Here is a 20,715-nt window from a genome sequence, read left to right as displayed (position 1 = left end):
CAATGCAAAATTTGTATTTCTTTAAAAAGTAAAAGTCACCAAATCAAGGTTAGTTGTTTCCAAAACGGGGCAATATTAGTGCTTATGGCAATGAGCCTTCAAAACTACCTGCTTAAGTTTTAAAGGTAATTGAATAGAGTACGATATCATACGAAAACAGCATTTGAGGAGTTTAGCACTTTTGGGGTGATATAATTCAAATGGAGTCTTTAAACTCAAAAAGCACCTTAAGTTCACCCAAAAACGAGCGAAAAGCGGAGCAGGAATGCTCGCTTCATTTTTTTCTCTGAAAAATAGACTAACAAACAGCGATAAATCCGTTTTAAGAGTTCTGAATTTGGTCTAAATCCAGATGATCAAAAAAAGAAAAACCGCTTAAAGCGGCTTATTTATGTTTATAATATTGCGTTTTACATTCTTGTGCAACGGTTAGCAATGTTAGCCACTGTACTTTTTTATCCCGTTCCAAATTCATTCCAAAATAGTATTGTCGTTTTTGTCTCCTCGTCATACTTTTCAAATACTTTGGAAGCAAAATCAAATTTATTCTTTAAGCAAACCATTGAAATACAATTAATCATTTTTACAACTCGCAAAGAATTTAAAATTGATTGGTCGTTTTCTTTTGAACCTTTGTTTAGAGTATTTGCTCCATTCATTTGAATTAGAGAAATAAACTCCGAATGAGCATAATTTGAATAGAGTTTATATGATGTTTCAAACAATGATGTTTTTAATATACTCTGTTCAATTAGTTTTTGCCAACTTACGAGTCTTGGAAGTCCAAATTTATCGAGTTTCCATAAATTTTGCCTATTTAAGTCAGCATAATAAGGTGATTTCTCAATAATAGACAATAAACGTTCAATCTCTGAAAGTTCCGTTTTCAGTTTTTCGGTCACATTTTCTTTGAGTCCTTTTCTTTTCTCGAAAAAAATTTGTCTTGCTTTATAACCTGATATTTGCCAAATATAAAATCTAAAATTTCTTTCGTTCAATTCGAGGTTGTTGTAGAAAAGATATTCCATTGTAAGAAATGCCTCAATTATTGAGCGTGTAAGAATGTTTATTGAAGCAAAATCTAATAGCTTTACATTACTTTCTTTTGTAAGAGCAGATACTTTTGTCCCATTTCCAAGTTCAATAATACTTTTTGTTGCAAGTAAAATTTTTATTGAAAGTGTTTCTATAAAAACTTCGCCTTCTCCAAGTTCAGGTTTAGAATCGTAAATTGATTGGATTAATTCAGTAGAAGCTTTTGTAATAAGTTCTAAACTCTCAAAAGTAGCTGGAACTGAATCGATGAGATAAAGTTCTTTTAGTCCTACAAAAGTTTTTAAATCAATTTCCAAAGTTTTTTTTCAGTTTTGTGGCTAACGGTCTCGGCTATGAGTAGTTGCGTGGTTTTAGCACTTAACTTTGCAAGTACACACCAAACTGAAAATCCGCAAGGATTTTCAGAAGTAGGCGAGAACAAGCAATTACTTATAGCCATTGTTACCTGCTGGCTTTTATTATTTCCGTTGTTTGGTCTGTTATACTTTTCGTTTGTAATTCAATACTAAATACTTCTAATTCCGTTTTTAAATTCATTTCCATTTCCAAATAGAATTTAGTGAAGAATTGTTTTTCAATGTCATAATCAATTTGTCCTTTACCAATTCCGTTCAATTCCATTTCGTAATCTTTAGTTGCAGATTTTATAGTGTAGACTTGGTCAAGGTCAAAATATCCAATTCCGTTTTCTACTTTTCTCAAAGTGTAAATTGAATTAATTTCCATTTCTATTGTAACGTCTGCAATAGGCATTGACATTGGGTTTTTCTGCTCAAAACTTTCTCCAACTTTAATTTTTCTATTAGGATATTTGATTTGATTCATCATCGATTCCATTGCAGGAAGTAATGTTCTCTTTTTTTCTTCTGTCATTGTCGAAGAATAAATAGAGTCAATTCTAGTCTTTCCGTCAATTGATTTTCCGAAAAATTTGGTTCCACTTGTTAAAGATGGATTGTTGGATTCTAACAATTCTATGTTAATCGGAAATTCGTTTCCTTTGAGTTTTCCTGTTTTAGAAACACTTTTTAAAAGACTTGTGTCTTTAGTTAAAGTAGGATTTTCAATTCCGTTGTTTTTTAAATTTTGAAGTATTTCGTCTGATGCAATATATTTTACATTGTTTTCTGAAATCTGTTTTTGGGTCAACGTGTAATTGTAATTTGGTAAGTAACCAACTTTAAAATCAATTTCCTCTTGACTTTTACAAGAAGTAATTGAGATTGTCAATAAAATAAGTAGGATTGTTTTCTTCATTCTGTTTTTTCAGCTTGCAGGTAACTCGTTATACCATCACTAAATATATACATATCCCCTTAGAATTTAGGGGATATCCATACTTTTAAGTGGTGTCATTAAATGCCTAAATAACACGCAGTCGCGTATTACCTACATTGATCTCCTGGCAGTTTGCTTCGTACTTCCTTCGGTAAAATGTGTATTTTTTAAAAACAGGTGTAATATTCTGTACCAGCTCCGCTGTTTTTTAATCCTTTATAACCCGATGCAGTACCGAATCAATACCGAACGAATACCGAAGGAAACCCCTTATTTTTCCGAAAGATCCTGCTGCTATATGCACATCAATGCATAAGCCTGCCAAACCCTGCGAGCCTATGCATTTTTAAAATTCGGCTTTAGAATTGGCTTAAAGAACTTCTAGACTTCAATCTTAAGATTTATATGGTGTGCGATGCAAGAACACAATTTTAACGGTATGCTTGATTAAACGTTCCTCGTTTTTTTATGTCCAACATAAATAAACCCTACGTGTAGATCGCGCGTTAACGTTAAAATGAGTTGAAGCGCCGTATCTACCGTAACACTTGATCTATTTGCCGGTCTTTTACATGTAGATCAATCAAATAAGAATTTCATGAAAACGATTGCGCATCTCGAAGAACAGATTGAAGAATTACCAGAAGGCTACGTATTTACTCATAACGATTTTAAGGAATTTACAGAAAACGAAAATTATGTTGAGCACTTTTTGAATACCCTTGCAAAACGCGGAACGATAAACAAATTGGCTAAAGATAAATTCTATAAACCCGAAATTCTTGCAGAAGGGGAGCAGCTTTTGAAACCCTATGAGGTGGTAAAGGATTTGCTTTATGATGGCGAACAACAAGTGGGTTATCTCACAGGTGCTTCGGTATTTGCAAACTTTGATTTTGATGCTGTTAAAGCTACACAATTAGAAGTGGGGCTGGCAGAAAAGCGTAATCCCATAAAACGAGGTGCGTTCAAAATATGTTTTGTAAAACAAAATAATCCCATTATTGCAGCGCACATTCCTTATTTTCAAATTCTTGATGTTTTGCGGGCGGTACATAGCACTAACAACGCAACACCAGAAGAATTGTGTTATCATATGACCAAGCGGCTTACAGCGCTGAGCAGCCCGGAGCATAAGACTATTGCTAAACTTGCTTTGAATTATAATGCGCGCACCCGCGCACTTACCGGTGCAATGCTTCAGAAAATTGGTTATCTAAAGGAAGAGATTTTGACGCTGCTCAAAGATTCCATTGCAGCCTACAGCAGTTTTAGGTTTCATATTCCGAGTAAAAATTTACCACACGCCAAAGCATGGAAAATACGCTGTGATTAATACCAAGCCCCTTTGTAATAATTTTGGTATTGTAGTCTCTTTTTAAAGTTATGTTGTTTTTAAAACGTCTGATAGCAAAGCTCATATCTTTCAAAGGCAAATATCTTATAATGTTGGCGATGAACTCAGATTTTAAACTTGTATTGTCTTTTAAATAATCGATAAAACGAGGTCGTCTTGTAAAGTACTATCGCTAAAAGATGGAGCTACGACTTACCTAATTTTTATTCTTCAATAGATAGTTAAATAAGTATTAAAAAGAATATTTCACATTTTAACTGTTTGCCGTCTTGTAATTTTAAAGAAAAAAATATGGGACAAACAATTTTATTGAATAATCGACCTGAAGGAACTCCTAATCTAGGAAACTTTAAATTTGAAGAACAATCTGTTGGAGACCCTCAAGAGGGAGAATTACTTGTGAAATCAAAGTATGTATCGGTAGATCCGTACTTGAGAGGACGTATGAACGATACGAAATCATATGTCCCACCATTTGAAGTTGGAAAACCTTTAACATCTGGTATTATCGCAGAGGTTATTGAATCAAAACATCCAGATTATAAAGCAGGGGATTATGTTTCTAAAGTAATGCCTTGGAAAACCTTACAAGTTATAACAACTGAAGATTTACATAAAGTAGATGCGTCGAAGGCGCCTTTGTCTGCTTATTTGGGAATTTTAGGAATGACCGGCCTTACTGCATATACTGGTCTTACCGAAATAGGAAAACCAAAAGAAAACGAAACCCTTCTAGTTTCAGGAGCAGCCGGAGCTGTTGGAAGTATAGTAGGCCAAATAGGTAAACTTTTAGGCCTGAGGGTTGTGGGGATTGCAGGAAGTGACGAAAAAATTAATATGCTTAAACAAAATTTTAATTTTGATGCAGGTATTAATTACAAAACAACAGATGATCTAACTGCTGCAATAAAAGAACACTGCCCTGAAGGAGTTGATATTTATTTTGATAACGTAGGAGGAGAGATTTCAGATGCTGTTTTATATCACATTAATAAATATGCACGCATCATCAACTGTGGTGCGATCGCAGTTTATAATGAGACCACTATTCCTAAAAGCTTAAGTGTTCAACCTTTTTTAATAAAAAATAGTGCGCTAATGCAAGGGTTTATTGTATCTAATTATGCTTCAAAATTTGAAGAAGCTATCGCTCAATTAGCAGAATGGCTAAAACAGGAAAAGCTAGTGTATACAGAAACAATTGTAGAAGGTTTTGAAAATATTCCTCAAGCATTTCTAGATCTTTTTGATGGAAAGAACAAAGGTAAAATGATTATTAAAATCTGATTTTATACTTACCAAATCGTATAAAAAATCCCCGATAAGTTTCTTATCGGGGATTTTTTATAAAATAAAAGTAAAGAACTAGGTGGCGATCCATTTAAATGTATGATCACGTTTAGGCACTACAATACGTTGAGAAATACGTTCTAGACGGTCTGGTAGCTTCATCAGATAATCGCGAGCGCGCTCTCCTTTGTCGTTAAGTCCTTTTATATCATTGATATTCCAATCTGCAATTAAAGATTTTAAGATCGTGATGTAGTCCTGAGTGGTGTACACCATAGAACGCTGTGCAGCATCAGAAAAATGCTCCCACAGTTCGCCAATTTGCTGACCGCTCTCGCGTAAGAACATCGCCGGCATTACGATCTTATTTTTCATCATGGCTTCAAAGGCCATCATCATTTCACTAGGATCCAGTTCAAAAATTCGGCGTACAAAATCCATATATGCCGAAGCGTGCCTTGCTTCATCCTTCGCGATCGTATTACAAATTTTAGCCAGCTGTTTGTTGCCCGCTTTACGCGAAAACGATGCTACACGGCGGTGCGATACGTTAGTTGCCAATTCCTGAAAACTGGTGTATACAAAGTTTTTATAAGGATCCATACCGGTACCAATATCAAAACCATCGCTAATGAGGTACTGCGTACTAACTTCCATCTCGCGCATATTTACGCGTCCTGACAGGTATAGATATTTATTAAGCAGATCACCGTGACGGTTTTCTTCTGCAGTCCAGGCGCGCACCCATTTAGACCACCCATTGCCGTTTACTTGATCTACGCCTTGTACGCTCATTAACCAAGACTCGTACGTAGGTAAAGCTTCCTCTGTAATCGTATCACCTACTAAAACGGTAAACAGATCATAATCCATCTCGCGGCAGAGCTCTTGAATCTCTCTTACATCTTCTATAAATTCAGGATTTGTCGCGTCTGGAAGCATATCGGTAGGTTGCCAGTTTTCTTCAACCGACTTCAAATATTTACCAATGAGCTCGTCCATAGACTTTCCTATGGTTTGCATCACTTCAAGACGTATATTATTTAAATTCATCGTGTGTGTTCAAAAATTAAAACATGTTTAGGGGTGCGAGCTTGTCTGTTACTCGCATAGGCGTAAAGGTAGCTGTTTTAAACGGTATGCACCCTATTTGTGATAGACACTTGTTATGCACGCATAGTTTTGAATACAGCTTAAGTATAGAGGTTTGATGTTCAGTTTGAAATCTCTAGCAATTAACAAAAAAGTCTCAGCAAGCATTCAAAAACTTGCTGAGACTTTAAGCCGAAACTAAAAAGTATAAAACTTATTGTTTTACTTCTTTTTGTTTTTTGATCTCTTGTACGTCACGATTCTTCACATACTTTTCAAGCCACTGGTCTTGTTCCCAAAGCATATGTAAGATAGATTCTTTGGCAGCATAACCGTGACTTTCTTTAGGTAGCATCACTAATCGTGCCGTGGCGCCTAAACCTTTTAGTGCATTGAAGTAGCGCTCGCTTTGAAGCGGATATGTACCACTGTTATTATCTGCAACTCCGTGAATGAGTAAGAGCGGAGTTTTCATCTTGTCAGCGTGCATAAACGGACTCATTTCATAATAAATCTCTGGAGCTTCCCAATAATTACGCTCTTCAGACTGAAAGCCAAACGGCGTTAGCGTACGGTTATACGCACCGCTTCGGGCGATTCCGGCGGCAAATAAGTTGGAGTGGCTTAACAAGTTGGCCGTCATAAAAGCTCCGTAGCTGTGGCCACCTACTGCTACGCGATCACGGTCAATATATCCTAAGTCATCTACAGCGTCAATTGCAGCTTTGGCATTAGCAACTAGCTGACTTCTGAAGGTATCATTAGGTTCTTCATCGCCTTCTCCTACGATTGGGAATGCCGCATCATCAAGCACCACATAACCTCTGGTTACCCAGTACACCATAGAACCATAATAAGGATAGGTGAATTCGTTAGGGTTTGTGGTTGTTTGGGCTGCACTGCTTTTGTCTTTATACTCGCGAGGATAAGCCCAAAGCAACATAGGTTTCTTTTCTTTTTTGTTCATATCATAACCTACCGGAAGGTATAAAGTTCCAGAAAGTTCAAGTCCATCTTCTCGCTTATAGGTGATCACTTCTTTATGCACATCTTGAATACTCTTAAACGGATTTTCAAAACGCGTGATTTGATCTAACGAGTTGTCGTTAAGATCTCTGATGTAATAGTTAGGATATTCTGTTGGCGCTTCTATGCGCACCAAGATTTTACCGGCTTCAATATCTAAAGCTTTTTGAAGACTTTCTAACTTATCGGTGTATTCAGACTCATAAATACGCTCAGTTTCTTGTGTTTTTAAATTCATTTTATCAATGAACGGAAACTGGCCTTTATCGCTGAATCCGTCTCCCATTAAATAGGCACTACCGTTTACTAAAGTCAGTACCGAACGTCCATATTCGTTATCGTGGGTTACAAAATTACCGGGGTCACTATACACATCTTGATAGCTTCGGTCAGAAATGACTTCGCCCATATTGCTTCCATCCGAAGGATTAAAAACATAGGTTTTAGTGTTTCGGGTATTCCACCAGCGATCGTAAGCAATAGCTGTATTGGCATCCCCCCATAAGATTCCGCTGTATCGGTTGATCGTTTTGATCACTTTTTGCGGAGCCGCGCTAAAGGGTGCTTTTTGCATAAAAACCTGATCTCTGAATTCGACTTCAACCTCAGGATCTCCTTGGTCTAAGGCTTCTACCCAATATAAAGTTGCCGGTTGATCGGCACGCCAAGAAATGCGTCTTTTACCGGTTTGTGTAGCCATAAACCCTTGCGGTAATTCTTCAAGAAGTGGGGTTTCATTAACCACTTTTACCTCAGTACCATCTTGCTGATAAACCGTTACGGTTTCGGGAAAACGATAATAAGGAACGATGTACGAGAAGGGCTTGTGGATGGTACTTGTCATAATGTAGTTGCCATCAGGCGAGAACGAAACATCGCTATACATCGCTGCGTCTTTCCATAAGGTCGAAGTTCCATCTAGGTTTACTTTTACGAGAGCAGAAGTCGCCAGTTGCTCAAAGTTGAATACATCGTTAGGATTTTGAAGAAGATCCTGATAGGTGCGGTTTTGCGCTTTAGAACCGTCACTTGTAGAGATCGTTGGTCCGGTTGGGACTGCCTCTGCGGTGTTCACAAGCTCTTTACGCGTCGCCGGAAGCATATTAACCAGCAGGCTCTCCCCATCTTTAAACCAGCTAATAGGATTCCCCATATTAGCATTCACAAAAGCTTCGGTTACGCGCTTTGCAGTTGCTGTTTCCAGATCAAGAACCCAAACTTGTACTCCGTCTTCAATGGTATTAGTAAACGCCATTTTACTTTCGTCTGGAGACCAGTTAAAATTACTGAGTTTAGCGTCTTCAGGAAGTCCGCTGATGGTGCCGGCTTCGGTTTCCTCAATGCCTTTGATCTTGATGTCGTTGTAAAAAGTAGTACGGCTACCTATATTCGTTTTAGGATTGATACGCAGTCCGCCAAGGCGTAGCTCTTCTTCAGAAAGTTCGGCGATGGTTTTATAGCTGTCGCGATACATTAAGAGCATCGTGTCACCTTCAGTATTCATCAATACCCACGGCGCACGCGGTACATCTACAAGATCTAGAATTTCCTGAGGTGGTTTTTGGTAATCCAGATTTACCTGTGCGACTACCGAAGCAGTAAGCAGTAAAAACAAGCTCAGCAGGTTAAGTTTTTTCATAGTTTTTGTGTTTGTTGATTTAAATGGCTTAGCGTCTAGGTGTTAGACAAAAAGTGGCTTTTTAACTGTTTTAAAAATACTTAAAAAATATTCTTAATGCCACGCTATTGCTATGCGTGCATAGCTAAATAGGAACTCACTAACACGCTACAAATTGAAGAAATACTATATTACCACCCATATAACCTCTGTAATTTTACAGATTCTTATTTCAACTAGATTTTAATAAACTATGTATAATTCTCGAATTGCCGGAATGGGCGCTTATGTTCCCGAAAATGTGGTCACCAATGAAGACCTTTCAAAGATGATGGATACTAACGATGCATGGATTCAGGAGCGTACCGGTATTAAAGAACGTCGTCATATAAAAGAAGGGGACGGCAACACGACTGCGGTAATGGGTGTGAAAGCTGCAAAAATCGCATTAGAGCGAGCAAAGATGACAGCTCAAGATATTGATATGATCGTTTTTGCGACGCTTAGTCCAGATTATTATTTTCCGGGCTGTGGGGTGCAGGTACAAGAAATGCTTGAGATGCGTACGGTACCGGCGCTCGACGTTCGTAACCAATGTAGTGGTTTTGTTTATGCGCTTTCTACAGCAGACCAATTTATCAAAACCGGAATGTATAAAAACATTCTCGTGATAGGCTCTGAAAATCATAGTGGTGGTTTAGATATGACCACGCGCGGGCGTAGTGTTTCGGTGATCTTTGGTGATGGGGCAGGAGCTGCTGTGCTCACTCGAGAAGAAGATAATAACAAAGGTATTTTATCTACGCATTTGCATAGTGAGGGAGCGCACGCGCTAGAGCTTTCACTTAAAGGACCTAGTACTATGGAGTGGGTGCCTGAGTTGATCGAGAAAGATCCGCAAGAGGATATACCCTATTATCCGTATATGAACGGACAGTTTGTATTTAAAAATGCTGTGGTGCGTTTTGCAGAAGTGATCAACGAAGGTTTACAGCAAAACAAACTCACAGCAGAAGATATTGATATGTTGATTCCGCATCAGGCTAATTTGCGTATTTCGCAGTTTGTGCAAAAACAATTCAAGCTGAAGGACAATCAGGTATTTAACAATATTCAGAAATATGGAAATACCACTGCGGCGTCTATACCTATTGCGTTAACCGAAGCTTGGGAGGAAGGTAAGATCAAAGAAGGCGATACGGTAGTCTTGGCTGCCTTTGGTAGCGGATTTACCTGGGCAAGCGCTATAATAAAATGGTAATGACCTAACGATCATTTTAAATATATTAATTAAAAAGGAACCACGTCGGTTCCTTTTTTTTATGCTGTACAATTCGTTTTATCGTGTAAAGATATGGTGCTGCGTTGCCGTAAAATAATCCCTGAAAATCTGATTGAGCGGATGCTCCACTCGTGCCGCTTTAATTCCCAAAAGCGGGTGCAATTCCATCAGTATTTTAGATAGCCATTTAACCGAAGCTGCCGCTGCCGTATGTAATGCTTCGATTTGAACATCTGAAAACGAAGCATTGTCAGCCGTTGCCGCTTCGACTTCATTTGCATATTTATAAAGTAAATCTTCTGCTTCGGTAGTGGTTTTATGCGGATCTTCTAGTGTTTTTTCGTCTAGAAGTTTTGAGGCTTCCGCCAAGTAATGTTGCACCATCCCAATATAATTTATCCAAAGTGTAAGATCTGCAAAAACCCTGAAGTTGATCTTAAAAATATCTTGAGGCAGATAAAATCGATTGTAGATAAAACTATAATCCTGGTGCACCAGATAATCCGTTACCACAAAAGATTGTGTTGCCGTCGCCTGTAAACCCATCGTATGCCAATCGTCTATGATGTGCACCGCTTCGCACGGAATAACAAAAGATCTGAAAACGGGAGCGCCATCGTCATCTGTTAATTCTATTCCGTCTTCAATGATCTTTGCATTTAAAGTGAAGTGCGTAAGGTAAGGTGCTCCGGTGGCATATTTCCAAGTTCCGTTGAGGAGGTAAGCATCTCCTTTTTTTTCGGCGAAGCCAAAGAGTCCCCCGCTTCCTCCCAAAATAGTAACTTCATTAGGATTGAAAAGTTCTGCTGCTGTTTCCGGTTGTAGATTTCCTATAAAATAATTAGCACCGCTACACAGCGTAACCGTCCAACCTAAGCTTCCATCAATGCTGGCAAGCTGTTGGAGTGTGCGTAAACCTTCGGTAAGATCTAATTCTAGACCGCCGTGTGTTTTCGGTACCCAAATATTCCAAAGTTTTGCAGCTGCGATAGCTTTTAGCGTATCCGCGTCAAAAACTTTTTGATGACCGTTACAGGTTTTAAGATCGTGCCAATGCTGCATGCGAGTGATTTTGTTTGATGAGTTTACGCCATTTTAAATAGCCCGAAGTACCAACGATAAAGAGAAATACCGTGAGACCGGCGTAGATGTACAATTCTTTGTAGATCAATAATGGGATCGAAATGATATTGCTGATGTTGAGGTACACCCAATTCTCGATCTTACGTTTAGCCATCAACCACATTCCTGCCCAAGCAAAGGCGCTAACTACGGCATCCAGATACGGCACATCTGAGTCTGTATGTTGTGTGAGCCAGTAGCTCATCAACACAAAACAGCCCAAGACAATACCGCCGGCTTTTAGGTGTTCATCACGTTTAGAATAGGCGATTGGCGCTTCTTGCTTTTCTTTGCCAAATTTCCAATACAAATATCCATAAATACTCATCACCAGATAATAGAGATGCAGTAAAATATCTGCATAAAGCTTTGAGTGATAGAGTACCCAAATACCGATGAGAATACCTATGATTCCAAAAATATAGTTGTTGACGTTGTTTTTGCGAGCGAGCAAGACTTGAGTAACGCCAAAGGCGGTCCCAATCCATTGCAGCCAAACAAAATTCATAAAAAACTCCTCCATTGTGATCAGTTAAAAATGTGTTGAATGAGGAGATGAGCCCTATAGGCAGAAGCACACGCGTGGTGTCGTTTAAAATCCCTACGCCGGTACTAACCGGATCAGGTGCAAGGTAAAGCCTCTGGGTATCATCTCAGCCTGCATCATTAGAGCAAGCACCCCATTTTGTGGTGTAAAGGTACGTGTCTACAATTTAAAAACGCGCTAAATATTTAAGGATTTAGCGCGTTTTTAAATAAGTATGTTTTGGTTTTATTTTTTCTTGTGTTTAAACACGGGTAGGATCTTTGTGGTTACTTCTCCAAACCCTATGCGGGCTGCACCGGCTTTCTCACAGTGCCCACGCACGATCACGGTATCATTATCTTCAATATATTTTCGGTCGCCGCCTTCGGTAAGTTTTACCGGTTTTGAACCTTTCCAGCTGAGTTCAAGCATTGAGCCGTAAGAATCAGGAGTAGGTCCAGAAATGGTACCACTGCCCATCATATCTCCACTATTTACGGGACAACCATTGATAGTATGATGCGCCAATTGCTGACTCATATTCCAATAAAGATATTTGAAATTTGATTTACTTACGATGGTTTCCGCTTTGTCTTCCGGCTTGATACTCACTTGAAGATTGATATCAAAAGTCTTTTTTCCTGAATAATTCAAATAAGGAAGCAGTTCTTCTTCGGGCTTCGGACTTGTAGTTCTAAAGGGTTCTAAAGCGTCAAGAGTTACGATCCAAGGAGAAACAGACGAAGCAAAGTTTTTTCCTAAAAAGGGCCCAAGAGGCACATATTCCCAACGCTGAATATCGCGCGCACTCCAGTCATTAAATAAGACCATCCCAAAGATGTATTCTTCAGCCTGATCTGCTGGAATGGGTTGGCCTAACTCATTAGCATCAGTAGTGATGAATGCCATCTCCAATTCAAAATCCAACTGACGCGACGGACCAAATATAGGTTTAGTCGCTCCGTTAGGGAGCTTTTGCCCCTGCGGTCTGTGCACTGGTATCCCAGAAGGAATGATCGAGCTGCTTCTTCCGTGATAGGCAACCGGCATATGCATCCAGTTAGGCATTAACGCATTTTCTCCACCTCGAAAGATTTTACCCACATTGGTAGCGTGTTCTTTACTGCTGTAAAAATCAGTATAATCACCAATCTGAACAGGAAGTTGCATTTCTACTTCATTCAATTCAAAAATTACGATATCCCGGTGTTCTTCATTATCGCGTAAATCAGCATTGCTTTCCTCAAAAATATGAGAGATGCGATTGCGCACGGCACGCCAAGTTTTGCGACCGTCAGCAATAAAATCGTTCAAGGTATCTTGTAGGAAGATATCATCAGTAAGCGGGATTCCTTCAAAGTAGCCCAGTTGATGCAGCGCACCTAAGTCAATTGCATAATCTCCAATTCGGGTACCAATGGTAATGATATCATCACGGGTAAGAAATACGCCAAAAGGAATATTTTGAATAGGAAAATCAGTATGCGTAGGGGTCTCTAACCAGGTTTTACGTTTAGGGTCGTTTGCTTTGGAAGGCATAAATTCTTGATAAAATGTTAGTAAATGCTCATTTCAAATATAGAATTAAAATAGTACCAACCAATTCTAATGACTACTTTTGCACCTAATTTAACAAACTTTATAAAGCATGCAACGGGATACTGAAATCTTTGATCTTATTCAGGAAGAAAAACAACGTCAACTTAATGGTTTAGAGTTAATTGCATCAGAGAACTTCGTCAGCGAACAAGTGATGGAAGCGGCGGGCTCTGTGCTTACTAATAAATACGCCGAAGGGTATCCCGGAAAGCGCTACTATGGAGGTTGTGAAGTAGTAGATGTGGTAGAACAAATCGCTATTGACCGCGCTAAGGAACTCTTTGGGGCCGAATATGCAAACGTACAACCACATTCAGGATCACAAGCAAATACAGCAGTATTTCACGCTTGTATGAAGCCTGGCGAAACCTTTTTAGGTTTTGATCTAGCACACGGAGGTCACTTGACCCACGGTTCGCCGGTAAACTTTTCTGGTCGCTTATATAATCCTGTTTTTTATGGGGTAGACCAAGAAACCGGATTATTGAACTACGATAAGATAGAAGAACTTGCAGTAAAGGAGCAACCTAAAATGATCATCGCAGGAGCTTCTGCGTATAGCCGTGAGATTGATTATAAGCGTTTTCGAGAGATCGCAGATAAAGTAGGAGCGATCTTGTTATGTGATATGGCGCATCCTGCAGGTCTTATTGCCAAAGGAATTATTGGTGATCCTGTACCACATTGTCATATTGTTACCACCACTACCCACAAAACCTTAAGAGGACCTCGTGGAGGTTTGATCTTGATGGGGAAAGATTTTGAGAATCCATTCGGGATTAAATTGAAGAATGGTAATCTGAGAATGATGTCTTCTTTATTAGACAGTGGAATCTTCCCAGGTAATCAAGGCGGACCATTAGAGCACATCATCGCTGCAAAAGCAATTGCTTTTGGTGAGGCGCTTACTGATGATTTCTTACATTATATGGTTCAGGTTAAGAAAAATGCTGCTGTGATGGCTGCAGAATTTGTAGCTAAAGGTTACGATATAATTTCCGGAGGAACTGATAATCATATGATGTTGATCGACCTTAGAAATAAAGATATTTCCGGTAAAGATGCTGAAGAAGCTTTAGGCAAAGCAGATATTACCGTTAATAAAAATATGGTGCCGTTTGATACGCGTTCGCCATTTGTAACTTCAGGAATGCGTATTGGAGTTGCTGCGGTAACCACACGCGGATTGGTAGAAGACGATATGAAAAAGGTAGTTGAACTTATTGACGCAGCGATTGTAAACTATCAGGATGATGAGAAGCTTGAAGAAATCGCCGGCCAAGTAAATGAAATGATGGGGCACAGACCGCTTTTTAAACACTAAAAAGCTGCTTGCACAAGCATAAAAAAAAATCCCGAAGTTCTGCTTCGGGATTTTTTTATTGGCGTAGCCTATGGTATGCTACTTTGAGGCTTCTTTCGCAATGAATTCAAAAACTGTCCTGAGGTAGTTTGCCTAAAGAATTTCTTTAACGGTTATCTTTTGTTCTCTAAAAGTGATCACCTCGTCTTTTTGTGTTCCGGTGAGCAATTCACCAATAGGAGAAGCACTCGAAATGCAATACACATTGCCGGTTTCTAATTTAAGTTCGCCGTACGGAATTCCTATTAGATAGCTTGCTTTATCAGTAAGCACGAGACTTCCTTCACCCACTACGGCATTCGGAGTGAGGCTGATTCGGTTTAAAAATTCTTTCTGCTTTTCAACCTGATCAAGCTGTCCTTGCGTACGCTCTAATTCCTGCTGAATCATTTCAACGCCGGTTTCATATTTATCTCCGGCACTGCTTTTAGTATCACTATCACGCGATTCGATAAGACCCGCTTTGGTCTCTTGTAGCTGATCAAATTTGGCGGTTAAGCGCAAGCGTAATTCTTGTATAAGTACTTTCTTTTGCATGTAGCGTTTCTGTTTTTAAGGCGGGCGAAATTAGTCTAAATCTGTTTACCACGCTCGCTATTTTTTGGGTTGCAACAATTTATTTTATTGTCAATTTAAACAATTATCACTCCAATAATTTCCGAATTGATAAAAGTAATTCTTGTATAAAGCTATGATGTTATTTGGCGCTACTTATTTCATAACTTAATGGCTGAAGTCTAAACTAATACAAACATTATTTATGAAAAAACAGTACGTTTTGTTATTGCTTTGTGTGTGGTCGCAAATAGCGCTAGCGCAAACTATTCAGGGATTTACCACTAAAAGCACACAAGATCAGTTGGCTTTAGAGACTCAGTTTGATGCTAAGCTTCAAAAAGAAAATCTAGATGAGTGGATGCAGTTTATGGCAGCAGAACCGCATTATGTAGGTACGGAGTATGGTAAAAAGAATGCCGAATGGATGAAAAAACAATTTGAATCCTGGGGCTACGATGTGGAGATCGATGAATATCAGGTGTTATTCCCGTATCCTAAACTTCGGCTTTTAGAACTTATGGCACCTACTGCTTTTAAAGCCGCTTTGACACCAGAACCTATTGCCGAAGATAAATATACGCAACAAGGAGAAGCCTTATTACCCAGCTACAATGCCTTTTCAACTGATGGCGACGTGACTGCAGAATTGGTTTTTGTGAATTATGGTGTGCCAAAGGATTATGAAGAACTAGAGAAATTAGGAATAGATGTGAAAGGCAAAATTGTGATCGCTAAGTATTACGGTTCGTGGCGCGGGATTAAACCGAAGCTGGCCGCCGAAAAGGGAGCGATAGGTTGTATCATTTATTCTGATCCTGCAGATGATGGTTATGTACAAGGCGATGTGTATCCTGAAGGTGCATTTAAGCCTGAAACCGGCGTACAACGCGGAAGCGTGATGGATATGCCTTTATATCCCGGCGATGTGTTAACCCCAGGTTACGGAGCTACAAAAAATGCTAAGCGTTTAGATCGTAAAGAGGCGCCTACCATTACTAAAATCCCGGTTTTACCTATTTCTTATGCAGATGCACAACCTTTTCTTGAGGCTTTAAACGGACCTGTAGCACCTTCTGCTTGGCGCGGAGGTTTACCAATTACGTATCACATAGGTCCCGGTCCTGCCAAAGTGCATTTAAAACTAGAATTCGACTGGCAGTTAAAACCGGCGTATAACGTCATTGCAAAACTTAAAGGTGCTGTTTATCCGGAGGAGTGGGTGATGCGAGGTAATCATCACGATGCCTGGGTTCACGGTGCTTCAGATCCTGTAAGTGGGATGGTCGCTTTGATGGAAGAAGCCCGTGCAGTGGGAGAATTGGCTAAGGCGGGTCAACAACCAAAGCGTACCATTGTGTATTGTGCTTGGGATGCTGAAGAACCCGGTTTGATAGGCTCTACGGAGTGGGTTGAAGATCATCAGGAAGTACTTAAAGATAAAGCGGTAGTCTATATCAATACTGACGGAAACGGTCGCGGATTTTTAGGAGTGGGTGGTTCGCATACCTTAGAAACTATGGTTAAGGAAATTGCCGGTAGCATAGAAGATCCACAAACCGGCGTTTCACTTGTAGAGCGTCGCGCTGCAGCTGCAAAAGTTGCTAATCGTGATACTGATTTTAGACTTTCAGCTTTGGGCTCGGGATCAGATTATACGCCATTCATTCAGCATACGGGAATCCCTTCTCTTAATCTGGGCTTTGGCGGTGAAAGTTCTGGAGGGGAGTATCATACGATCTTTGATACCTATAGTCATTATACACGTTTTAAAGATCCCGGATTTCACTACGGAATCACTTTAGCTAAAACCGCGGGGCACATTACGTTGCGTATGGCAAACGCTGACATTCTTCCTTTTGAAATGAATGCGTGGTACAAAACTGTTTCAGAATATATGGATGAGGTTACCGAAACAGCCGAAGCGATGCGTAAGCAGGCCGAAAAACAGCAACAATTAGTCGCTGAAAATGCTTACGTTATTGCGGCAGATCCTAAAGATAATTTGAAAGCTCCAGAAGCTGAAAAAGATATTCCGTATCTAGATTTTTCTCCTTTGCAAAACGCTTTGGCTTCGGTAAAATCAAGTGTTCATGATTTTTCAAAAACTGATTTCACCAGTTTAAGTGCATCGAAGCAAAAGATGGTAAATGCCAAATTGAAAGATCTTGAAAAAGCCTTATTGAGCGAAAGCGGATTACCCAGACGTCCTTGGTTTAAACATCAAATCTATGCTCCGGGATTTTATACCGGCTATGGTGTAAAAACCCTACCCGGCGTGCGCGAAGCGATCGAACAAAAGAATTTTGAAGAAGCTCAAGAACAAATTGAAAAACTAGCGAAGACTTTGACCGCTTTTAAAGGTAAGTTAGATGAGATCGTAAAAATGGGATAGGAAAATCTAAATATCCTAATGAAAGGCCTCAGCAACTAGCTGGGGTCTTTTACTACCTGAGTATTTGAAAAGCGATCGTGAAAACCGTTTTTGGTGATCAAAAAAGACAAACGATCAAATGGAATCAACCTGCACAGCGTGCGTAATGCAATTGTACCGGCATCCGGCTTTTCACCATCCTTGGTGACCACAATGGTTTTGGTAATATATTTCCCCACAGTTTTTTGGAAGAAATATTCGGTGAGGCCGTGATATAATAAAAAAATCAAGAGTACCATTCCGTAGCCTACGGCGAGTAAGAAGTCACTGTTTGAAGTAACAAAAACAGAATCTAGAGATAAGCTGCCAATGAGTACGAGCAGTAGAAATACGATAAAATCAATTAGAAAATTCACAAAACGCGTCCAGGTAGTACTCATATAATCTTGTATTTCCTGAACAGCGGTATTATCCTGAGCCACTTTTTTAACCAGATGCGCCATACGCATTTTGTCAATGCCACGTCGGGAGATTTCCGCTTCGGCTGCTTGTACGGTATGCGGTTCGTACTTATGAACCTGAACCGTTACAATTCTGACGAGGTCTTCATCAGAACTTTGTTTAAGATTGATTTGCGGGGCTTTGTCTGAACTCATTTACTTGCTTAAAAAGGACACCAAAGGTGCAATAAATTTTTCAAAACGCTCAATGTGCGGAAGATGCCCTGTATTAGGAATTTCAACCAATTCGCTATTTGGAATTTTCTCCTGTGTTGCTTTCCCTAACTGATCGTAAAGCCCCATAGTCGCACGAACTTCCTCGCTAACTAACGGCTTGCCTAAAGCGGTACGATCTCGAGTACCAATTATGAGCAGCGTAGGGGACTGTATATTTTTAAATTCATAAACTACTGGCTGAGTAAAAATCATATCGTAGGTAAGGGCGGCATTCCAAGCGATGGTTTCATAATCAGAATTGAGCGTCCAACCTGCCAGAAGGTTTACCCATTCATCATATGCAGGATCCCAATTACCATCATAGTAGCTTTCTAATTGGTATTTTTTGATTGATTCATAATCTTTCTTGAGTTCGTTTTCATACCACCAAGTAACAGGTTTATATGGCACTTTCAATTTCCAATCTTCAAGTCCAATTGGGTTTTCTAGAATCAGTTTTTCAGTAGTTTCAGGAAACATTAAAGCAAATCGGGTGGCGAGCATTCCGCCCATAGAGTGTCCTAAAACCGCAGTTTTTTCAACACCTATACTGTCTAAAACCGCTTTAGTATTTATGGCCAACTGTTGAAAGGTGTAGTGAAAATGATCTGGCTTAGAAGATTTTCCGAAGCCTATTTGGTCAGGAATGATGACACGAAATCCTTCGGCGGTTAACGCAGCGATTGCGGTCTGCCAATAAGCACCGTTAAAGTTTTTACCGTGTAAGAGCATAATGTTTTTACCGTTGTAGTTCTTCGGTTTAACATCCATAAAAGCCATCTCGAGCGTTTGATTTTGAGCCTCTATTTGAATAGTAGCAACTTCATAAGGATATTCATAATTGGCTAGCTGAAGATCTATGAGTTGCAACTGATCTTCCTGAGCTTTACAAAGCATAATACTGAAACAACAAAGGAGTGCAAGCGTTATTTTTTTCAAAGCAGTAAATTTTTCTTTAAATAATACATAAGAATACTAAATCTACCAGCGCCGCTCAACTCTTTAATAAATCTTTAAACTACATCGAAACAGTTTTGATCTCTTGTATTAAGTTTAATTTTGTGATCTATGAAACAAGTCAGCATAACCCGTCGCAATTCTCTTAAACTTTTTGCCCTCAGCGGAACCACAATTCTCACAATGCCCAATGTATTGTGGAGCGCTAAGAAGATAGCGAAACCTTTACGTTTTGGGATTATTACAGATTCACACTATGCAGATCGGGATCCTGCCGGAACACGTTTTTACCGCGATGCATTGCCAAAAATGAATGAAGCAATCGAAGCTTTAAATGAGGCCGACTTAGACTTTTTAATTCATTTGGGGGATTTTAAAGATCAAGGAGTTGAAGCAAATCCGCTGGAAACTTTGAAGTACTTGCAAGAGGTTGAGGCAGTTTTTCAACGCTTTGAAGGAGACGCTTATCACGCCTTAGGCAATCACGATGTAGACAGCATTCGCAAAGCTGAATTTTTGAGAAATATAATGAATGCAGGGCAGGAGCTGGCGAGAAGTTACTATTCATTTGAAACTTCAGCGTTTACTTGTATTGTGCTAGATGCAAATTATGATGCAGCCGGGAAAGACCATTTTTATGCTGAAGGTGCTAACTGGGAAGATGCTCATATTCCGCTGGAAGAGCTAGCATGGTTTAAAAATACATTGACCCAAGCGCAAAAACCGGTCTTGGTGTTCTGTCATCATCCGCTATACCCATTTTACAAGGAGGGTTCAAAATTTCACGTTACCAATCATCAAGAGGTGCAAGAACTTATGGAAGCTTCTCAAAAAGTGATCGCGTGCTTTCACGGGCACGTGCACAAAGAAGAATTTAAAACCATCAAGGGTATTCATTACATCACACAGTTAGGGATGGTTGACTACGAAGGACTCGAGAATAATAGCTTTAGTATCGTAGAACTCGACGAAGCTCAATTAAAAATAGAAGGTTTCAAGCGTGCGTCAGACTATGAAACCCGGCTTAAATAGCAATGGTCGTGGTGTTGTAAATTTCTTTCAGCACAAAGTAGCTTTCTAAAACCCCAATATTCTGAATTTTTGAAAGCTTGGTGCGCACAAATTCGTGATATTCTTCAAGGCTTTCCAAATGAATTTTAAGGAAAAAGTCAACTTTTCCTGCCATATGATAGCACTCTTGAACCTCGACCAATTCTTTAATCTGAAGCTCAAAAGTTTCAATAAAGCCTTCATTGTGATACCGTAAAGACACCATGCAGATCGCCGTAACCGGGCGGTTTAATTTTTTCTTGTCGAGCAGTGCGACATAGTTTTTTATATAGCCTTTTTGCTCTAATCGCTTAATGCGCTCATAAACCGGAGAAGCGGTTAGATGTAGCTGATCTGCAATTTCTTTTGTGGTCATTTTTGCATTCTCCTGAAGGATTCTTAAAATCTTTAAATCGGTATCGTCAAGTCTTTCGGTCATCGCAGAAAAATTTAC

Annotated in this window: 17 protein-coding genes; 6 read left to right on the top strand and 11 right to left on the bottom strand. The window is 39.5% G+C overall.

The window, feature by feature from the left end:
• Nucleotides 1-455 precede the first annotated feature (455 nt).
• On the bottom strand, nucleotides 456-1,352 hold the full coding sequence (locus BUA96_RS01875; RefSeq protein ID WP_072979752.1) for a DUF5677 domain-containing protein: 897 nt from the start codon (nucleotides 1,350-1,352) through the stop codon (nucleotides 456-458).
• Between the two features lie 145 nt (nucleotides 1,353-1,497).
• Nucleotides 1,498-2,313: a hypothetical protein gene (locus BUA96_RS01870; protein ID WP_072979750.1), complete on the bottom strand. Its 816-nt coding sequence runs from the start codon at nucleotides 2,311-2,313 to the stop codon at nucleotides 1,498-1,500.
• 619 nt (nucleotides 2,314-2,932) lie between these two features.
• On the opposite strand from BUA96_RS01870, the gene BUA96_RS01865 reads away from it, so the two are divergent.
• Nucleotides 2,933-3,670, top strand: coding sequence for a hypothetical protein (locus tag BUA96_RS01865; protein WP_072979748.1), 738 nt, complete (start codon nucleotides 2,933-2,935; stop codon nucleotides 3,668-3,670).
• A gap of 312 nt (nucleotides 3,671-3,982) precedes the next feature.
• Complete coding sequence (locus BUA96_RS01860; RefSeq protein WP_072979746.1) at nucleotides 3,983-4,978, top strand: NADP-dependent oxidoreductase; 996 nt, start codon at nucleotides 3,983-3,985, stop codon at nucleotides 4,976-4,978.
• 78 nt (nucleotides 4,979-5,056) lie between these two features.
• Here the strand turns inward: BUA96_RS01860 and BUA96_RS01855 are convergent, their stop codons facing one another.
• Together BUA96_RS01855 and BUA96_RS01850 are read right to left on the bottom strand one after the other, a co-directional pair.
• Complete coding sequence (locus BUA96_RS01855) at nucleotides 5,057-6,034, bottom strand: acyl-ACP desaturase (protein ID WP_072979744.1); 978 nt, start codon at nucleotides 6,032-6,034, stop codon at nucleotides 5,057-5,059.
• Nucleotides 6,035-6,287: 253 nt separating this feature from the next.
• A complete protein-coding gene (locus BUA96_RS01850; protein ID WP_072979742.1) occupies nucleotides 6,288-8,738 on the bottom strand; it encodes a S9 family peptidase in 2,451 nt (816 codons plus the stop codon).
• Between the two features lie 232 nt (nucleotides 8,739-8,970).
• On the opposite strand from BUA96_RS01850, the gene BUA96_RS01845 reads away from it, so the two are divergent.
• Nucleotides 8,971-9,978, top strand: a complete 1,008-nt coding sequence (locus BUA96_RS01845; protein WP_072979740.1) for a 3-oxoacyl-ACP synthase III family protein — start codon at nucleotides 8,971-8,973, stop codon at nucleotides 9,976-9,978.
• A gap of 78 nt (nucleotides 9,979-10,056) precedes the next feature.
• On the opposite strand, the gene BUA96_RS01840 is transcribed toward BUA96_RS01845, so the two are convergent.
• From BUA96_RS01840 to fahA, 3 genes are all read right to left on the bottom strand, one after another.
• On the bottom strand, nucleotides 10,057-11,061 hold the full coding sequence (locus BUA96_RS01840) for an acyl-CoA dehydrogenase family protein (protein ID WP_072979738.1): 1,005 nt from the start codon (nucleotides 11,059-11,061) through the stop codon (nucleotides 10,057-10,059).
• Entirely contained in the window at nucleotides 11,039-11,644 is a 606-nt protein-coding gene (gene pnuC / locus BUA96_RS01835) for a nicotinamide riboside transporter PnuC (protein ID WP_072979736.1), read from the bottom strand. Before pnuC ends, BUA96_RS01840 begins: the two co-directional genes overlap by 23 nt.
• 249 nt (nucleotides 11,645-11,893) lie before the next feature.
• The gene (gene fahA, locus BUA96_RS01830; protein ID WP_072979734.1) at nucleotides 11,894-13,186 is read right to left on the bottom strand and encodes a fumarylacetoacetase; all 1,293 of its coding nucleotides are present in this window, start codon (nucleotides 13,184-13,186) and stop codon (nucleotides 11,894-11,896) included.
• Between the two features lie 109 nt (nucleotides 13,187-13,295).
• On the opposite strand from fahA, the gene glyA reads away from it, so the two are divergent.
• Nucleotides 13,296-14,570 carry a serine hydroxymethyltransferase gene (gene glyA / locus BUA96_RS01825; RefSeq protein WP_072979732.1) on the top strand — a complete coding sequence of 425 codons (1,275 nt, stop codon included), beginning with the start codon at nucleotides 13,296-13,298 and terminating at the stop codon, nucleotides 14,568-14,570.
• A 132-nt stretch (nucleotides 14,571-14,702) separates the two neighbouring features.
• Here the strand turns inward: glyA and BUA96_RS01820 are convergent, their stop codons facing one another.
• Nucleotides 14,703-15,146: a hypothetical protein gene (locus BUA96_RS01820; protein ID WP_072979730.1), complete on the bottom strand. Its 444-nt coding sequence runs from the start codon at nucleotides 15,144-15,146 to the stop codon at nucleotides 14,703-14,705.
• A 223-nt stretch (nucleotides 15,147-15,369) separates the two neighbouring features.
• Here BUA96_RS01820 and BUA96_RS01815 point away from each other — a divergent pair, with 223 nt between their 5' ends.
• Complete coding sequence (locus BUA96_RS01815; protein WP_072979728.1) at nucleotides 15,370-17,559, top strand: transferrin receptor-like dimerization domain-containing protein; 2,190 nt, start codon at nucleotides 15,370-15,372, stop codon at nucleotides 17,557-17,559.
• Nucleotides 17,560-17,594: 35 nt separating this feature from the next.
• On the opposite strand, the gene BUA96_RS01810 is transcribed toward BUA96_RS01815, so the two are convergent.
• Together BUA96_RS01810 and BUA96_RS01805 are read right to left on the bottom strand one after the other, a co-directional pair.
• Nucleotides 17,595-18,194, bottom strand: coding sequence for an RDD family protein (locus tag BUA96_RS01810; protein WP_072979726.1), 600 nt, complete (start codon nucleotides 18,192-18,194; stop codon nucleotides 17,595-17,597).
• On the bottom strand, nucleotides 18,195-19,151 hold the full coding sequence (locus BUA96_RS01805) for an alpha/beta fold hydrolase (protein WP_072979724.1): 957 nt from the start codon (nucleotides 19,149-19,151) through the stop codon (nucleotides 18,195-18,197).
• A 171-nt stretch (nucleotides 19,152-19,322) separates the two neighbouring features.
• Here BUA96_RS01805 and BUA96_RS01800 point away from each other — a divergent pair, with 171 nt between their 5' ends.
• The gene (locus BUA96_RS01800; protein WP_084673019.1) at nucleotides 19,323-20,243 is read left to right on the top strand and encodes a metallophosphoesterase family protein; all 921 of its coding nucleotides are present in this window, start codon (nucleotides 19,323-19,325) and stop codon (nucleotides 20,241-20,243) included.
• Here the strand turns inward: BUA96_RS01800 and BUA96_RS01795 are convergent.
• On the bottom strand, nucleotides 20,236-20,700 hold the full coding sequence (locus BUA96_RS01795; protein WP_072979722.1) for an Lrp/AsnC family transcriptional regulator: 465 nt from the start codon (nucleotides 20,698-20,700) through the stop codon (nucleotides 20,236-20,238). The genes BUA96_RS01800 and BUA96_RS01795 overlap by 8 nt on opposite strands.
• Nucleotides 20,701-20,715: the final 15 nt, after the last annotated feature.

It is taken from the genome of Leeuwenhoekiella palythoae, from assembly GCF_900130045.1.
Lineage (GTDB): Bacteria > Bacteroidota > Bacteroidia > Flavobacteriales > Flavobacteriaceae > Leeuwenhoekiella > Leeuwenhoekiella palythoae.
The sequence above is the reverse complement of the archived record's forward strand: the minus strand, read 5'-3'. Positions and strand labels throughout refer to the sequence as shown.

Coding starts and splice junctions, on each gene's coding strand:
- BUA96_RS01870 (WP_072979750.1), bottom strand. CDS start 2,313: ATGAAGAAAACAATCCTACTTATTTTATTGACAATCTCAATTACTTCT.
- BUA96_RS01865 (WP_072979748.1), top strand. CDS start 2,933: ATGAAAACGATTGCGCATCTCGAAGAACAGATTGAAGAATTACCAGAA.
- BUA96_RS01860 (WP_072979746.1), top strand. CDS start 3,983: ATGGGACAAACAATTTTATTGAATAATCGACCTGAAGGAACTCCTAAT.
- BUA96_RS01855 (WP_072979744.1), bottom strand. CDS start 6,034: ATGAATTTAAATAATATACGTCTTGAAGTGATGCAAACCATAGGAAAG.
- BUA96_RS01850 (WP_072979742.1), bottom strand. CDS start 8,738: ATGAAAAAACTTAACCTGCTGAGCTTGTTTTTACTGCTTACTGCTTCG.
- BUA96_RS01845 (WP_072979740.1), top strand. CDS start 8,971: ATGTATAATTCTCGAATTGCCGGAATGGGCGCTTATGTTCCCGAAAAT.
- BUA96_RS01840 (WP_072979738.1), bottom strand. CDS start 11,061: ATGCAGCATTGGCACGATCTTAAAACCTGTAACGGTCATCAAAAAGTT.
- pnuC (WP_072979736.1), bottom strand. CDS start 11,644: ATGGAGGAGTTTTTTATGAATTTTGTTTGGCTGCAATGGATTGGGACC.
- fahA (WP_072979734.1), bottom strand. CDS start 13,186: ATGCCTTCCAAAGCAAACGACCCTAAACGTAAAACCTGGTTAGAGACC.
- glyA (WP_072979732.1), top strand. CDS start 13,296: ATGCAACGGGATACTGAAATCTTTGATCTTATTCAGGAAGAAAAACAA.
- BUA96_RS01820 (WP_072979730.1), bottom strand. CDS start 15,146: ATGCAAAAGAAAGTACTTATACAAGAATTACGCTTGCGCTTAACCGCC.
- BUA96_RS01815 (WP_072979728.1), top strand. CDS start 15,370: ATGAAAAAACAGTACGTTTTGTTATTGCTTTGTGTGTGGTCGCAAATA.
- BUA96_RS01810 (WP_072979726.1), bottom strand. CDS start 18,194: ATGAGTTCAGACAAAGCCCCGCAAATCAATCTTAAACAAAGTTCTGAT.
- BUA96_RS01805 (WP_072979724.1), bottom strand. CDS start 19,151: ATGCTTTGTAAAGCTCAGGAAGATCAGTTGCAACTCATAGATCTTCAG.
- BUA96_RS01800 (WP_084673019.1), top strand. CDS start 19,323: ATGAAACAAGTCAGCATAACCCGTCGCAATTCTCTTAAACTTTTTGCC.
- BUA96_RS01795 (WP_072979722.1), bottom strand. CDS start 20,700: ATGACCGAAAGACTTGACGATACCGATTTAAAGATTTTAAGAATCCTT.